At 49.5% G+C, this 14,584-nt stretch carries 17 protein-coding genes; 7 read left to right on the top strand and 10 right to left on the bottom strand.

Going from position 1 to position 14,584, the window contains the following annotated elements:
* Positions 1 to 81 precede the first annotated feature (81 nt).
* Together katG and NV375_RS08245 are read right to left on the bottom strand one after the other, a co-directional pair.
* Positions 82 to 2,235: a catalase/peroxidase HPI gene (katG, locus tag NV375_RS08250; RefSeq protein ID WP_258807687.1), complete on the bottom strand. Its 2,154-nt coding sequence runs from the start codon at positions 2,233 to 2,235 to the stop codon at positions 82 to 84.
* Between the two features lie 148 nt (positions 2,236 to 2,383).
* On the bottom strand, positions 2,384 to 2,773 hold the full coding sequence (locus NV375_RS08245; protein ID WP_258807686.1) for a nuclear transport factor 2 family protein: 390 nt from the start codon (positions 2,771 to 2,773) through the stop codon (positions 2,384 to 2,386).
* A gap of 188 nt (positions 2,774 to 2,961) precedes the next feature.
* Between NV375_RS08245 and NV375_RS08240 the strand changes: the two genes are divergently transcribed.
* From NV375_RS08240 to NV375_RS08220, 5 genes are all read left to right on the top strand, one after another.
* A complete protein-coding gene (locus tag NV375_RS08240; protein WP_258807685.1) occupies positions 2,962 to 4,068 on the top strand; it encodes a low specificity L-threonine aldolase in 1,107 nt (368 codons plus the stop codon).
* 19 nt (positions 4,069 to 4,087) lie between these two features.
* A complete protein-coding gene (locus NV375_RS08235; protein WP_258807684.1) occupies positions 4,088 to 4,894 on the top strand; it encodes an SDR family oxidoreductase in 807 nt (268 codons plus the stop codon).
* 52 nt (positions 4,895 to 4,946) lie between these two features.
* Complete coding sequence (locus NV375_RS08230) at positions 4,947 to 5,219, top strand: CopG family ribbon-helix-helix protein (RefSeq protein WP_258807683.1); 273 nt, start codon at positions 4,947 to 4,949, stop codon at positions 5,217 to 5,219.
* Complete coding sequence (locus tag NV375_RS08225) at positions 5,216 to 5,506, top strand: type II toxin-antitoxin system RelE/ParE family toxin (protein WP_258807682.1); 291 nt, start codon at positions 5,216 to 5,218, stop codon at positions 5,504 to 5,506. The genes NV375_RS08230 and NV375_RS08225 overlap by 4 nt, the downstream gene beginning before the upstream one ends.
* A 99-nt stretch (positions 5,507 to 5,605) precedes the next feature.
* Entirely contained in the window at positions 5,606 to 7,201 is a 1,596-nt protein-coding gene (locus NV375_RS08220) for an ABC-F family ATPase (RefSeq protein ID WP_258807681.1), read from the top strand.
* On the opposite strand, the gene NV375_RS08215 is transcribed toward NV375_RS08220, so the two are convergent.
* The gene (locus NV375_RS08215; protein ID WP_258807679.1) at positions 7,198 to 8,088 is read right to left on the bottom strand and encodes an amidohydrolase family protein; all 891 of its coding nucleotides are present in this window, start codon (positions 8,086 to 8,088) and stop codon (positions 7,198 to 7,200) included. The genes NV375_RS08220 and NV375_RS08215 overlap by 4 nt on opposite strands.
* Before the next feature lie 193 nt (positions 8,089 to 8,281).
* Between NV375_RS08215 and NV375_RS08210 the strand changes: the two genes are divergently transcribed.
* Entirely contained in the window at positions 8,282 to 9,349 is a 1,068-nt protein-coding gene (locus NV375_RS08210; RefSeq protein ID WP_258807678.1) for a DUF2891 domain-containing protein, read from the top strand.
* A 22-nt stretch (positions 9,350 to 9,371) separates the two neighbouring features.
* On the opposite strand, the gene NV375_RS08205 is transcribed toward NV375_RS08210, so the two are convergent.
* The 7 genes from NV375_RS08205 to NV375_RS08175 form a co-directional block, all read right to left on the bottom strand.
* On the bottom strand, positions 9,372 to 9,758 hold the full coding sequence (locus NV375_RS08205) for a nuclear transport factor 2 family protein (protein ID WP_258807677.1): 387 nt from the start codon (positions 9,756 to 9,758) through the stop codon (positions 9,372 to 9,374).
* 74 nt (positions 9,759 to 9,832) lie between these two features.
* Entirely contained in the window at positions 9,833 to 11,071 is a 1,239-nt protein-coding gene (locus NV375_RS08200) for an RNA polymerase sigma factor (protein ID WP_258807676.1), read from the bottom strand.
* 5 nt (positions 11,072 to 11,076) lie between these two features.
* Positions 11,077 to 11,421 (bottom strand): YciI family protein, encoded by a 345-nt coding sequence (locus tag NV375_RS08195; protein WP_258807674.1) that lies wholly within the window; start codon positions 11,419 to 11,421, stop codon positions 11,077 to 11,079.
* A gap of 8 nt (positions 11,422 to 11,429) precedes the next feature.
* On the bottom strand, positions 11,430 to 11,894 hold the full coding sequence (locus NV375_RS08190) for an SRPBCC family protein (protein ID WP_258807673.1): 465 nt from the start codon (positions 11,892 to 11,894) through the stop codon (positions 11,430 to 11,432).
* Positions 11,895 to 12,007: 113 nt separating this feature from the next.
* The gene (locus NV375_RS08185) at positions 12,008 to 12,439 is read right to left on the bottom strand and encodes a nuclear transport factor 2 family protein (protein WP_258807672.1); all 432 of its coding nucleotides are present in this window, start codon (positions 12,437 to 12,439) and stop codon (positions 12,008 to 12,010) included.
* 16 nt (positions 12,440 to 12,455) lie between these two features.
* A complete protein-coding gene (locus NV375_RS08180; RefSeq protein ID WP_258807671.1) occupies positions 12,456 to 13,304 on the bottom strand; it encodes a CopD family protein in 849 nt (282 codons plus the stop codon).
* Complete coding sequence (locus NV375_RS08175) at positions 13,301 to 13,654, bottom strand: copper resistance CopC family protein (RefSeq protein ID WP_258807670.1); 354 nt, start codon at positions 13,652 to 13,654, stop codon at positions 13,301 to 13,303. Before NV375_RS08175 ends, NV375_RS08180 begins: the two co-directional genes overlap by 4 nt.
* 470 nt (positions 13,655 to 14,124) lie before the next feature.
* Between NV375_RS08175 and NV375_RS08170 the strand changes: the two genes are divergently transcribed.
* Positions 14,125 to 14,583, top strand: coding sequence for an ATPase (locus NV375_RS08170; RefSeq protein ID WP_258807669.1), 459 nt, complete (start codon positions 14,125 to 14,127; stop codon positions 14,581 to 14,583).
* The last annotated feature ends 1 nt before the right edge of the window (position 14,584 follow it).

The raw sequence follows: 14,584 nt of genomic DNA, 5'->3' as shown, positions 1-14,584 counted from the left end.
ATGTAAAGCTTGGGTAAACACGCGAGACAAAAAAGCCCCGCACTTTCGGGCGAGGCTTTTGGCGTGTTTTATTGCGAGATTTTAGATATCAAAGCGATCAGCATTCATCACTTTGGTCCATGCTTTTACGAAGTCTTTCACAAACTTCTCTTGCGAGTCGTCTTGCGCGTAGAGTTCGGCGTAGGAACGCAGTACCGAGTTCGAGCCAAAGACTAAATCGACCCGTGAGGCGCTGTACTTGGTCTCACCTGACTTACGTTCGACAATGTCATAGGAGTTCCAGCCCGTTGGCTTCCAGCTGTACTTCATGTCCGTTAAGGTCACGAAGAAGTCGTTGCTTAAGCTGCCAACGCGGTCTGTGAAGACGCCATGTTTGCTACCGCCGTAGTTAGTGCCGAGAACCCGCATGCCGCCAATGAGCACGGTCATCTCTGGTGCGGTGAGACCGAGCAATTGTGCACGGTCGAGCAAGAGCTCCTCACCGGTGACTTCGTAATGCTTTTTCTGCCAATTCCGGAAGCCATCGTGAACTGGCTCGAGCCACTCGAAGCCTTCAACATCAGTTTGCTCAAGTGTAGCGTCGCCCCGACCAGGGGCAAAAGGTACTTCGATGGCATAGCCGGCGTTCTTCGCTGCCTGCTCAACTGCATAGTTACCGCCGAGTACAATCACGTCGGCAATACTTGCGCCAGTTTCTGCGGCAATGGGCTCGAGTTTCGCTAAGACTTTTTGCAAACGCTCTGGCTCATTGCCTTCCCAGTCTTTTTGTGGCGCTAAACGGATGCGCGCACCATTAGCACCACCGCGCATGTCGGAGTGACGGAAGGTCCGTGCACTGTCCCAAGCTGTGGCTGCCAGCTCGCTAATCGACAAGCCAGTTTCCGCAATTTTGGCTTTCACTACGTTGACGTCGTAGTCTTTCGAGCCCGCAGGAATAGGGTCTTGCCATAGCAATTCTTCGTCTGGCACATCTGGGCCAATGTAACGGTCCAATGGCCCCATGTCGCGGTGGGTGAGCTTGTACCAAGCCCGCGCAAATACTTTCGAGAAGTACTCGGGGTCGTTGTAGAAACGCTCTGAAATCTTGCGGTACTCAGGGTCCATTTTCATGGCCATGTCGGCGTCGGTCATGATTGGATTACGACGAATAGACGGATCCTCTGCGTCGACCGGCTTGTCTTCTTCTTTGATATTGATGGGTTCCCATTGCCATTTACCAGCAGGGCTCTTCTTCGATTCCCACTCGTAGTTGAGCAGCAAATAGAAGTAACCATTGTCCCACTTGGTCGGCTCGGTGGTCCATGCACCTTCTAGGCCACTGGTCACAGCATCACGACCAATGCCGCGGGTTTTGTGGTTCATCCAGCCAAGCCCTTGCTCTTCAATATCAGCTGCTTCAGGATCAGGGCCTAAGTTTTCTTCCTTGCCGTTACCATGACATTTGCCGACCGTATGACCACCGGCAGTGAGGGCGACGGTTTCTTCGTCATTCATGGCCATACGTTTAAAGGTTTCGCGCACATCTTCAGCGCTCTTTAACGGATCAGGAATGCTGTCACGTCCTTCGGGATTGACGTAAATCAAGCCCATTTGCACCGCTGCTAGAGGGTTTTCGAGTGATTTGCCATCGTCTGAATCACCGTAACGTTCTTTGGTAAGCCACTCTCGCTCTGAACCCCAATAGATATCTTTTTCTGGGTGCCAGATATCTTCTCGACCGAAAGCAAATCCGTAAGCAGGCAAGCCCATTGACTCATAAGCCATGGTGCCAGCGAGAATAATTAAATCCGCCCAGCTAATTTTGTTGCCGTACTTCTTCTTAATTGGCCACAACAAACGGCGGGCCTTGTCGAGGTTGGCATTATCTGGCCACGAGTTCAGCGGCGCAAAACGTTGGTTGCCAGTACCGCCGCCACCGCGACCGTCAGCAACACGATACGAACCGGCTGCGTGCCAAGCCATACGGATCATCAAACCTCCATAGTGACCCCAATCGGCTGGCCACCAGTCTTGGCTGTCGGTCATAAGCGCTTTAACGTCGTTTTTCAACGCTTCAACATCGAGCTCTTTGAGGGCTTCACTGTACTTGAAATCAGGGTCTAGGGGATTGGTCTTGGTATCGTGCTGATGCAGAATGTCGAGATTGAGGGCGTTGGGCCACCAATCCATATTTGATTTGCCCGCGGCGGTATGACCGCCATGCATCACTGGGCACTTGCCACTACTGTTGCTCATCGAAAGCTCCTTTAGCTATCCTACTTATGGCTGTTCTACATATTAAAATTTATGTTTCAACTGTAGTCGGTGAAGCCAAAAGAGTAAATGCTATTAAAGCGACTGCTTTAATAGGTTTTTTCGATGCACATGGCGGCGCCAAGTTGAATTATTGCAGCGGACGTTGGTGGACAGCGGTGTCGGTGTATTGCTGAAATGATACGGCCTTACCATCTTCAAACTTCCAGACGTGGGCGAAGGGTGCTTTAAAGCTTTTGCCGGTTGCCTTATAGGCACCGCTGTACTCGCCTAAAGCCACGACCGTTGAGCCTTCAGCGATGAACTCGTGCGGAACAGCGGTAAATTCATCCCACTCACCACTGAGTTTCATAAACACATTATCGAGTACCGCTTCTGGCCCGACGAAAACACCACCGTAGGGTCCACCTTCGGCTTCGGTCCAGCGAATGTTGGGTGCAAGTGTTCCAAGAACAGAGGCAATGTCACCTTTGGCAAACGCGCGGTAGACGGTTTGAACCAGATCGAGGGCACTGCTCATGGAAACCTCTTTAGATAGTGAGTTGAGGTTTAAAGGTAGTTCAGTTCCAGTGATAAGACAAAACAATGGCCGATCGGGATTTGCTATGTCGTTTTTGGCGTCACTTCTTGTACTATTTCAATTTCAACGAGCTGTTTAAGTTAAACAAGAGCAGTACCAATAAACTATCTAAAAAGTTGGCTAACACGATGAACCAAGTCAAACAAAACTACCAACGCGCAGCGAGCGCGGCAAAACATTCGATTTTGCGCCATCCGACACGAACCATGGCCGAAATTTTGAGAAGCTGCGCCGAACGCGCGGAAGCGTACGCCAGCCCCGATGTTTATGGTTCTGGTGAACTCATAGAGCAATTCGAGGCGCGTATTGCCAAGTTGCTGGGTAAGCCGGCCGCGGTGTTTCTGCCAAGTGGTACGTTGGCGCAACCGCTGGCGCTACGAATTCATGCCGAACAACGCGGGCGCAAGGGCATTGCGCTGCATCCGACGTCGCATTTAGTGTTGCATGAACAAGATGGCTATCAGCAGCTTTGGGGTTTGCAAGGTCAGCAGGTGGGGCAAGCCGATAGCGTGTTGACGGCTGATGACTTAGCGGCGGTCAATGACCCTTCACAGCTTGCCGCGTTACTGCTCGAATTGCCCATGCGCGAAATTGGCGGACAACTCCCGAGCTGGGATGATCTGCAAGCGCAGGTGCAATGGGCACGCAAAAACAACATCGCAGTGCATCTTGATGGAGCGCGTTTGTGGCAGTGTGAACACTATTACCAGCGTAGCTTTGCGGAAGTCTGTGCGCTCTTCGACAGTGTCTACGTCAGTCTTTACAAGGATTTAGGTGGCATCGCTAGCGCTATCCTCGCTGGCTCGACAGAATTTGTCGCACAGGCGCGAGTTTGGTCACGGCGTGCGGGCGGTAATTTAATTTCAATGTACCCCTATGTACTGGCGGCCGAGCAAGGACTTGAAGAAAACCTGAGCGTCATGCCCAAAGTCGCAGCATTTGCACAAAAGCTGGCGCCTTTGTTGGCAAGCATTCCCGGCGTAAAGGCTAATCCACAACAACCGCAAGCAGCGATGTTTCATTTGCACATCGAAGCTAAAGAGGCAGAGCTTATTGAAGCGGTAGCGCGCCATGCAGAGCAAGAGAGCGTATTGGTCTTGCCGCTGCCACGCGCGCAGCAGAACGGCTGCTGCATTTGCGAAATACCTCTCGGTCGCAATGCCTTACAACAACCGGCACAGTTTTGGTACGAACACTTGCGGGCCTGTTTAGCGACTATAATTAAAGCTAACTAACAAGAGTGGAATAAATCAGATGGGCAGACTCAACGATAAAATTATCATTATTACGGGCGCTGCCCGCGGTATTGGCGAGGGTGTTGCGCGCGCCTACCATACAGAGGGCGCAACGGTTATTTTGACCGACATATTAGTAAATGAGATCAAGTCACTGGCCAAAGAGCTAGGTGAGCGTGCTTTCGCCCATGAACTTGATGTCAGTCAAGAAGACCAATGGCAGGACTTGATGCACTGGGTCGAGCAAAAATTCGGTCGCCTAAACGGTTTATTCAATAACGCAGGTATTACTGGCCTTGAAGCGGCAACAGGGCCCCATGACCCTGAACATGTTTCACTCGAAGAGTGGCACCGAGTGCATGCAGTGAACTTAGACGGCACTTTCTTGGGCTGCAAGCATGCGATTCAATTGATGCGTCGCACGCAAAGCGCGGGCAGCATCGTCAACATGTCATCACGTTCAGGTTTGGTCGGCATTCCTGGAGCAGCGGCTTATGCCTCATCAAAAGCTGCGATTCGTAATCACACCAAAACTGTAGCGTTGTATTGCGCGCAGGAAGGGTTGCCCATCCGCTGCAACTCCATTCACCCCGCCGCTATCATGACGCCCATCTGGGAGCCTATGCTCGGTGAAGGCGCGCAGCGCGAAAAAAACATCAAAAAAATCGTCGCCGACTGCCCCATGCACCGCTTTGGCGAAGTTAGCGAAGTGGCCGCCGTCTGTGTGTTGCTCGCCTCGGACGAAGCCAACTACATGAATGCGTCAGAGATCACGATTGATGGCGGCGTGCTCGCCGGTAGTTTTAATGCAAATGCTGGTGATTAAATCACATTCGACTATAATGTAATACATTGTAGTCAAAGATGGGTCGGAAGCCATGGGTGTTACCACTGTTCGTTTACAAGACGAGATTGAACAAGAGATTCAAGCTATCGCTGATAAATTGCATCGCTCGAAAGGCTGGGTGATCAAACAAGCGTTGTCGGAATTCATTGAGAAGCAAAAATTAGAGCAACAGCGTTGGAATGAGACCTTGCAAGCAATGGAGTCTGCTGCGCAGGGGAATGTCGTTTCAGGTGACGCTGTCCACGAGTGGCTAGCAAGTTGGGGCACTGACGACGAGCAAACTAAAAAAGGACCGCTTGAATGAGCATGAATTTGGTTTACACGGATGTGGCCATTCAGGATTTAAAGCGTTTAAGAACATTCATTGCGGTTCACAATCCTCAAGCCGCAGCACAGGCCGCAGCCAAGCTTATCGAGAAGATAAGCTTACTAAGAAGCTTTCCCTACCTAGGTTCACCGGTCACTCACGCGCCTGAAATAGGGGCTGTGCGGGACATGGTCTTCGACTATTATGTTGTGCGTTACTCCGTGCATAGCCATACCATTATCATTCTTAAGGTATGGCATAGTCTCGAACAACGGCAAGAGTAGTCAGTCGCGAAACAAAACTTCCTTTGTAATTTGCCGCTAAAACACGTAGATTACGCGCCTATTTTTTGGTCTGCCTTAGGGCAAGAAGAGAGTGCCTACGTGATTTCTGCTGCAAATGTCACCATGCAATTTGGTGCAAAACCTCTATTTGAAAACATTTCTGTGAAATTTGGCGAGGGGAATCGCTATGGTCTGATTGGCGCCAATGGCTGCGGTAAATCGACGTTTATGCGTATCTTAAGTGGCGAGCAAGAGCCTTCGGCTGGGAATGTCTCGATTGAGCCCAACATGCGCGTCGGTAAATTGCGCCAGGACCAGTTTGCCTACGAGCAATACAGTGTGGTCGATACAGTGATCATGGGTCACGAGGAGTTGTGGCAAGTCAAAGCAGAGCGTGACCGTATTTATAGCCTGCCAGAAATGAGCGAAGAAGAGGGCATGGCGGTTGCCGATCTTGAAGTCGCTTTTGCCGAAATGGATGGCTACACCGCAGAGTCGCGTGCCGGTGAACTGCTCTTAGGCGTAGGTATTCCGCTAGAAGCGCACTTCGGCTTAATGAGCGAGCTGGCGCCGGGCCTGAAGTTACGTGTGCTACTAGCGCAGGTGCTGTTTTCTGAGCCAGACATCATGCTGCTCGACGAACCGACCAACAACTTGGACATCAATACCATTCGTTGGCTTGAAGGTGTGTTGAACGAGCGTCAGGCGACCATGATTATTATCTCGCACGATCGTCATTTCTTGAATAGCGTGTGTACGCACATGGCCGACATCGATTACGGCGAGTTGCGTGTTTATCCGGGTAACTATGACCAGTACATGTTCGCAGCCACCCAAGCGCGCGAGCAACTGCTCAATGAAAACGCAAAAAAGAAAGAGAAAATTGCTGAATTGCAGCAGTTTGTCAGCCGCTTCTCGGCCAACGCTTCAAAAGCTAAGCAGGCCACCTCACGTGCCAAGCAAATCGAGAAAATCCAATTGGCTGAAGTGAAAGCTTCCAGTCGGGTCAGCCCATTTATTCGTTTTGAGCAAGAGAAAAAACTGTATCGCCTGGCGCTCGAAATGGAAGGCGTGCACAAGAGCTTCGACGACCTGCAAGTGCTAAAAAACATCAGTGCCATGATCGAAGTCGGCGAGAAAGTAGCGATTATCGGTGCCAACGGTATCGGTAAAACGACCTTACTTAAGTGTCTTGTCGACCAATATCAGCCTGACAGCGGCCTCATCAAATGGTCTGAGAACGTCAATATTGGCTATTACGCACAAGACCATGCCGATTGGTTTAAAGAAAAACTGACGGTCTTTGACTGGATGAGTCAGTGGAAGCAACCGCATCACGACGAACAAGCCGTGCGCGGTGTGCTAGGGCGCATGTTGTTTTCGCAAGATGACATTAAGAAGCCAGTTACCATTCTTTCGGGTGGTGAAAAAGGCCGCATGATCTTCGGCAAACTGATCATGCAGCGCCCGAACGTGTTGATCATGGACGAACCGACCAACCACCTCGACATGGAATCCATCGAAGCACTCAACTTGGCACTTGAACACTACGACGGCACGCTGATTTTCGTCAGTCACGACCGTGAATTCGTATCATCCTTGGCGTCACGCATTATTGAGCTGACCGATCAAGGCATGCGCGACTTCGCGGGTACCTACGACGAGTATCTTAAGCAGCAACAAATCGCTAATTAGTACGTCGGCGTAGACGGCATCGCAGACGTGGGCTCAATGTCAAAGAACCTCGCCGCATTATCAAACATGATTTTTCGGCGCTGTTCATTTGAGAGAAACTCGAAACGTTCAAGTCTCTCAACGATGTCTTTAACTGGCATATTATCGGTGCCGAGCATGATGCGATCTTCGAGACCTGCGTTTAGAAAGCTTTCAAGTAAATTTTGATGTAGGTCTACGGGCATAACGCTATTGAGTATCGACATATCGGCATAAACATTCGGAAACTCGCGCATTAACGCAACCGCTTGTTGGTGAAAACGAACTTCGCCCGCGTGGATTAACCAGATTTTCAGAGTTGGGTGTTTTTCTAATACTGGCTTAAGTAGTAATGGATCTCCGAACTCGGCTCGAAAATTCGGACAACACCCTTTGGGACGACCTCGAACCGGTGGGCCGTCAGCTGCGTGAACACCCACCGGGATAGCCATTTCTGCAGCCAGTGCAAAGTAGGGTTGAAGCCTCTCATCGGTGGGCGGTATGCCATAATAGACATACAGCAGTTCCCCCATGACGTGCATGTTGCCACTGGCAAACTGTTCCTTTAACCACTCTAGGTCAGGCCAGCCGTTACTCTCGGCAAAACAAGGGTATATACGCGGATAAATACCGTCTGTGCAAGGGAATGATGCGCCTACTAAAAATCGGCCTGGTGCCGCTTCCTGCCACTTTAGAGCAAGCTCCTTGTCTGCTCCGGAAAGGACTGCAACCTGCACATGGTTCTCGTTCATTTCGTCAAGTACCGAGGCCAACGTCGTGTTGCGTTCGAACGTTGCATGTAAATGAGCGTTGATTATGGGGCTCGTTTCAATAGTCGTTTGCGCAATCCCAGCTGCACTTGACGACATAAAAAGTACACAGAGAGAGATGTGTTTGAGCATCAGCAACCTCATTATTCTGGCTACTTCATAGGTGAAAAAACTATAGCTCAAGTTGTGGTTTTTAGCGCAAAGCTTTTCAATGGTAGTTCTTCACGGCATGATGACGCTGTTCGATAAACACTTCAGTGATACATACTTGGGTCAAATTATGCATAAGTTTATGAGTACAGCAGTTTTATTCTTCAGCGGAGTTTTAAGCCAGACGGCGCTGGCGTCCGAGCCTTCGCACCAGCTAACACTTAACGAAGCCGACAAGCTCATCACGCTACCGCTGCACTGCGTTGAAACGCCTTACCCTTATAAAACTGGCATTGTGTTGGGCAGCGCGGAAGATTTACAAGAGCCGTCGGAACATCATCCAATTTTCTATGGTTGTTTCGACTGGCATAGCGCCGCCCATGGCTATTGGTCGTTAGTTACCTTGTTGCGTCAATTTCCGGACATGGAACATGCCGCCGAGGCTCGCGCAATTTTAGAGCGTAATATCACTGCCGAGAACGGCAAGCGTGAGGCAGAGTTTTTCAGTAAAGACATTAACAAGTCCTTTGAGCGCACTTATGGTTGGGCCTGGCTACTCAAGCTTTCGGATGAGCTGAAAGCGTGGGATGACCCGATGGCCGAGCAACTCGCTGTGAACTTGCAGCCCTTGGTCGATGTGATCGTGCAACGCTACGCCGAATTTCTGCCAAAACTGGTGTATCCCGTGCGCGTGGGTGAGCATACCAACACGGCGTTTGGTCTGAGCTTTGCCTATGACTATGCGGTTAATCATGATTTATCCGAACTGCGCGATTTAATTGCACAGCGCGCAAAAGACTATTACTTCGCCGATGAAAACTGTCCGATCGCTTGGGAACCCAGTGGCTACGATTTTATTTCACCGTGCCTTGAAGAAATTGGTTTGATGCAACGCGTGTTGCCCAAAGACGAATTCCTACCCTGGCTGCAACGCTTTATGCCGCAGCTAGCAGACAAAGACTATAGCCTCCAAGTTGGCAAAGTGAGTGACCGTACCGACGGCAAGCTCGTACACTTAGATGGTCTAAACTTTAGCCGTGCGTGGAATTTATATGCATTGGCCAACGCTTATCCGCAATACGCGCACTTGAGTGCTGTGGCCGACCAGCACATGGCGTACTCGTACCCGAACTTGATTGGTGATAGCTACGAAGGTGGGCACTGGCTTGCCAGTTTTGCCATCCAGGCGATGAACCAAGCGCAGGATTAACCTGCGCTTTCCTGATGGCTCGCTAATCGCCTTGCGACGGGCACGCCATCGATTCACCATACTTCGTGAGATAGGCCGTAAGCGTTTTGATTTTGTTACCGTCTAATTCATACACATCACAAAAAGCGAAACGCTCAGAACCAAGTTCGCAGCTGATCTCAAGGTTACCGGTCAGCATTGCACGATGGCCATCCAGTAAAAACTGGTGGTGGGTGATGGTCGCTTTGCCACCATCGCCGCAATCCATATTGTTGAGCCAATCGGCGAAAGCCGCTTTACCTTCGATAACGTCGTCGCTATTGGCCATACCGAAGCGAACGTCATCGGTAACGGCGTTTAAAATGACTTCAGTATCGAAGGTTGCCCATGCGTTGCTGAAGCGCCGTAACATTGTTTCGATAGTTTGCATGATCATTTTCCTCTTGTTGAATCATCGTGCGTCATGAATTTTCATAACGTATGAATGAGTCGAACGAGGAAGGCTTAATTCGACGTCAGCAGTTCATTAAGTTGTTCGTGTAAGTAAGTGCGTTCTGAATCTTGTGGCGTCAAGGTCAGTGCACGGCGATAGCTTTGTTCGGCAGCGGCGGTATCACCAAGCTGTCGCAGTAGGTCGGCATGAAAGACATGAAAAAATCGATAGTCGGACAAGGTTTGGCTGCAATTGAGCTCCTCAATCAGTTCTATCGCAGCTTGTGGGCCGGATAATTTACTTACGACAACAGCACGATTGAGCGCCACGACCGGGGATGGGTGTCGTTCTAGCAATAAATCATAAAACGCTAGTATTTCTCGCCAATCGGTTTGCGCAAAACTTTTGGCATCTGCATGTAAACCGGCGATCGCTGCTTGCAAGGTAAAACGACCAATGTCGGCGCGCGGCAGAATCTCACGAAGTAAGGTATCGGCTTCGTGAATTTGCGCTGGGTCCCAAAGTTCGCGGTTTTGTTCCTCTAAAGTTAGCAGCCGTCCGTTGGCTGCAAGTCGCGCCCGATGACGCGCATGCTGAAACAGCAATAAGGCCAGTAAACCTTGCGCTTCGGTATGCTGCACATCGCGCACAAGTTGCCGCGCCAAACGCAACGCCTCGTCCATTAATTTACCATTGATCAGAGCATCGCCACTCGAACAAAAATAGCCTTCATTAAAAACCAAATAGATGACTTGTAAGAGAGCATCCAGCCTCTCTGTCATCTGTGTTGTTTCAGGGATTTCAAATGGAATTTTTGCTTGCCGGATTTTCTTTTTGGCGCGAACAATACGTTGCGCCAATGTGCTGGTAGGCTGCAAAAAGGCTTGGGCAATTTGCTCGGTGGTCATCCCGCAAACTTCGCGTAAGGTAAGTGCAATGCGAGCAGGCTCTGCAAGTGCCGGGTGACAACAGGTAAAAATCAATCGTAACTGGTCATCTTCGATGGCTCGCGCATTGGGTGCGGCGGCTTCGTCGGTAAGATCGGCGAGCGTCGGTAATAATTCGCGAAAGCGTTGATCACGGCGAAGTTTGTCAATGGCCTTAAAACGCCCGGTGGAAATCAACCAGGCTCGTGGTTGTTCCGGAATACCATCGCTCCGCCATTGCGTGACAGCCGCCGAAAAAGCCTCTTGTAAGGCTTCTTCGGCCAGCTCAAAGTCACCCAGCAAGCGAATGAGGGTGGCTAAAATACGCCGAGATTCCTGCTGATAAATCAGTGCAATCTGTTGTTCCGTACTTAGCCCTGGCATGGGTGCTAAACGTCCAGATGGCGGACTGGACGCACTTCTATACTGCCGACTCGCGCCGCTGGAATACCTTTCGCGTACTCAATCGCAGCGTCAAGATTGTTTGCTTCGATCATATAAAAGCCAACAAGTTGCTCTTTGGTTTCCGCAAAAGGGCCATCGGTGATGGTCACTTTGTCACCACGCGGGCGAACGGTGGTCGCTGTTTCCACCGACTGCAATGCTTCGCCGGCTAAAAATGAAGCAGCGGCATCCGTGCGCTGTGTATAAGCAAAACATTCTGAGTCCTCAGGACTTTCTGGCAAGCTATGCAGCTCGGCCTCATCGGCATACACTAAACATAAATATTTCATATGATGGATCACTCTTCGGGAAAGTCAGGCACGTCAGGTTCAACCAAATTTGCAAGCTGTGCTAGCGATTCTTGCCAACCTGCATAACAAAACTCTACCGGAATTTCGGCAGGAATGCCTGCCTGCTCAATTCTCAGTTCAGTACCGCAAGCGACAGGTCGGAAGGTCACTAGAACATCCATGACTTCGTTCATCGGGCCATCGTCAAAGCTATCTTTATGGCGAATGCGCTCGTTTGGAACAATTTCAACGTACTCGACCGTAAACGAGTGACTCGAGCCAGTGGTGAAGTTATTGAACGACATGTTGTAACCGCCACCTTCGCGCACGTTAATGCGATGAATGGTGCCCGTAAAGCCGTACGGAGGCGACCAGTATTCCAGTGCACTTTTGTCTGTGAAGGCGCGATAGACCCTTTCTACAGGGGCTTTCAGTATGCGATGCAGGTGCACAGTACCCGTTGGTTTGCTCATGGGAATTCTCCTCTCTTGTGTTGTTCACTATAGTTATCGAACAAGCAAAGGAGAAATCGACATTCGGTAACTGCAAATGTGCACTTACATCGCGTGAGCTGATTCAGTGCGCGTTAATTCGACCAATGAATCAGAATGATCTGCCAAGCTGATGAATCAAGTTTTTTGGCTGTAATTGTCTCGTTCATCGTCAAATCAATAGCTTTTTCGTTATAAGTTCCCGAGACTTTATAGCGCGACGTAACGACGGCAAGCTCGCCAGCGTTATGCGTCTCGCGTTCAAGCAATTCAAAAGTCACATGCTGACTAAACTTGATGTCTGAAGGTAAGTGGTGCGAGCGATATTCCGCGAGCGAGCGTTCGACGCCACTGCCTTCAAAAATAAGTACGTCTTCAGCGAGAATGTCGTTGATGACGTCAACTTTACCGGCAGCCAATGCCGCGCGAAACTGATCGACTGCATCGCTGGGTTGTTGTGCAGCTGCGCTTGTCGGTATAGCGACGAAAAGGGTCAATGCGCCAATTAGACTTAAAAGGTTTTTCATAAGGTGTGTTCCTAATTTAATGGGGAGAAAATGCGCTGCTGAGTGCGGCAGCGGCAGTTAAAATTCCAATCGCGAGTACGATTTCCCAAGTCACTGAAGTTTGCAGCCGCTTGGCTTTAGCAGGTGTTTGTAGTTGTGGAACGAACACCAGTTTATGTACCGCGGCGAGAAGCAGAATAAGTACCACTAAACTTAGTTTCGTCATAAACACGATATCGTACGAGCTAAACGGAGTGCTGGGCAGCCAAGAGCCTGTAGCGCTGCGGTACAATAGTACACCAGCGAATAAAAGCACAGGAACTGCCCCAGTCATGTGTGCTCCAAATTTGACCATCACGCGTTGTGCCTCTGCAATGGGTAAAGATGTCGCCAACTTGCGCAAGGAATAGAGGCTACCAAACCAAACGCAGGCGACGATAAAGTGTGCGAGTAGCGCTAATTTTCCCCACCATGCGGCATTACTCGCGTGCCCAATGCTTAAGAAGCTCATACTTACAGCGGCTAAGGTCAGTAAATAGGCTATGGCTCTTAAGTGTGGGTTTTGGATTGCACAGTAGATGAACCAAGCCAAAACAACCGCGATTTGGAACTGGGTAAATAATCCGACCGGACCTGCCCAAATGAAGCCGATATAGCTGGAGTCGGTCATTCCCGAAAGGCCTTCACCAGCAAAATTTCCGACATTGATGAAGAAATAAAGCACGCTCATTAGCAAGAGCGTTACGCCCAAGACCAATCCCTTCTTATCGACTTTGGGGCGAGCAAGAGCGGCCACATAGTTAATATAGGGTGCAGCGATTTGAGTTGCATTGAGGCCAATGATAACGGTTAAGACAACAACCCCAGCGACGGTCCAAAAGGTCATTCGCGCACCGAAAAGCTAAAGTTACCCGTTAATTTGTGACCGTCGCTTCCCATAGCCGTCCAACCAACCTTATAGCTACCGATAGGCAAGCTTTCTTTTACAGGTACCTCGAATGTTGCTTGCGGGGTCATGCTCATGACGTGATCCAGCGGGTACATACTGCCGTCTTCAGCATGCAGCATCATTTTGGCAAGACGAACTTCGCCGGCAAAACTCAGTGTAATGACCTTCGGTGATTCTGTGACAACTTCGCCTGCGGCCGGACTGCTCGATACAAGACTAACGTGCGCATTCGCATAGGCACTCAAAAGTAGGCTTGTGCCAATTAATATCTTAACTAAAGTTTTCATAATTTCTCCCGATGAATGAGACGAGTTACTCGCTTTTGTGATACTGGTTTTTGCAAACTTAACATTTTCAGTCTAACGTCATTTATGAACATGATACATAAGAGGTGTTCAATGATGAATCACGAAATGTTTGCTGGTTTAGGATTGGTTTGGTTTTTGCTGGTAGGTGCTATTTTTGTTATTCCCTTATGGCGGATTTGCCAACGAATCGGGTACGCGGGACCTCTCGGACTCTTAATACTGGTTCCGTTCGTTAATATTGCACTGATCTACTTTATCGCGTTTGGTCCGTGGAAGCCGACCGAGAGCAAGAATTAACACCACAAACCGATGCGCCAGAGAAGTAAAGGAACTGGGTGGATGTTTGATCGTGATCAATGATAAGTGGAATAGTCGAGTAGATGTTCCACGTTGGCTTTTATACGCTCAACAAACCATCATCAAAGTTTACGAAGAGTGAGAGCCTGCAAATGCAAGTAGAAACCATTCGAGATGTACTTCATTGGACGATTGCTTTCCATGAAAACTTGAGAGACTGCCTACAACATTGTGCGCAATTAAATAAAGATGAACGCGCTAAACTGATCTTGCGTTATATAGCCGAACATGAAGATAGTCTTGCCCGCATTGTTAAAGGATTCGCTAACACAGCGGAAGCGAAGGCTCTCAATACTTGGTGTTACGACTATATTGATAAACATCCTATTATCCATCACGGACATTGTGAATCACCGTTTCAGGCACTTGATATGCCGCATATCATGGAAAAGACCGTCGACCACCATACCCACGTTATCGAGCTCTTTGAGCACCTGCACACAAGAGTCGATATCGATAGCGCGAAAGAGTTGTTGCAAACCATTCAGAATGTTGAAGAAAACGAAATTAAAAGAATGGTGCAGACAGCGAATCGCTTCTCAGATCTTTAAT

This window comes from Pseudidiomarina sp. CB1 (genome assembly GCF_024752025.1).
Lineage (GTDB): Bacteria > Pseudomonadota > Gammaproteobacteria > Enterobacterales > Alteromonadaceae > Pseudidiomarina.
Note: the sequence above shows the minus strand (reverse complement) of the source record. Positions and strands in the feature narration are given on the sequence as shown.

Bases quoted from the DNA above. Each gene is read 5' to 3' on its own strand.
- NV375_RS08225 (WP_258807682.1), top strand. From the start codon at position 5,216: ATGAGCATGAATTTGGTTTACACGGATGTGGCCATTCAGGATTTAAAG.
- NV375_RS08245 (WP_258807686.1), bottom strand. From the start codon at position 2,773: ATGAGCAGTGCCCTCGATCTGGTTCAAACCGTCTACCGCGCGTTTGCC.
- NV375_RS08235 (WP_258807684.1), top strand. From the start codon at position 4,088: ATGGGCAGACTCAACGATAAAATTATCATTATTACGGGCGCTGCCCGC.
- NV375_RS08190 (WP_258807673.1), bottom strand. From the start codon at position 11,894: ATGAGCAAACCAACGGGTACTGTGCACCTGCATCGCATACTGAAAGCC.
- NV375_RS08215 (WP_258807679.1), bottom strand. From the start codon at position 8,088: ATGTCGTCAAGTGCAGCTGGGATTGCGCAAACGACTATTGAAACGAGC.
- NV375_RS08200 (WP_258807676.1), bottom strand. From the start codon at position 11,071: ATGCCAGGGCTAAGTACGGAACAACAGATTGCACTGATTTATCAGCAG.
- NV375_RS08180 (WP_258807671.1), bottom strand. From the start codon at position 13,304: ATGACCTTTTGGACCGTCGCTGGGGTTGTTGTCTTAACCGTTATCATT.
- NV375_RS08210 (WP_258807678.1), top strand. From the start codon at position 8,282: ATGAGTACAGCAGTTTTATTCTTCAGCGGAGTTTTAAGCCAGACGGCG.
- NV375_RS08205 (WP_258807677.1), bottom strand. From the start codon at position 9,758: ATGCAAACTATCGAAACAATGTTACGGCGCTTCAGCAACGCATGGGCA.
- NV375_RS08170 (WP_258807669.1), top strand. From the start codon at position 14,125: ATGCAAGTAGAAACCATTCGAGATGTACTTCATTGGACGATTGCTTTC.
- NV375_RS08185 (WP_258807672.1), bottom strand. From the start codon at position 12,439: ATGAAAAACCTTTTAAGTCTAATTGGCGCATTGACCCTTTTCGTCGCT.
- NV375_RS08240 (WP_258807685.1), top strand. From the start codon at position 2,962: ATGAACCAAGTCAAACAAAACTACCAACGCGCAGCGAGCGCGGCAAAA.
- NV375_RS08230 (WP_258807683.1), top strand. From the start codon at position 4,947: ATGGGTGTTACCACTGTTCGTTTACAAGACGAGATTGAACAAGAGATT.
- NV375_RS08175 (WP_258807670.1), bottom strand. From the start codon at position 13,654: ATGAAAACTTTAGTTAAGATATTAATTGGCACAAGCCTACTTTTGAGT.
- NV375_RS08195 (WP_258807674.1), bottom strand. From the start codon at position 11,421: ATGAAATATTTATGTTTAGTGTATGCCGATGAGGCCGAGCTGCATAGC.
- katG (WP_258807687.1), bottom strand. From the start codon at position 2,235: ATGAGCAACAGTAGTGGCAAGTGCCCAGTGATGCATGGCGGTCATACC.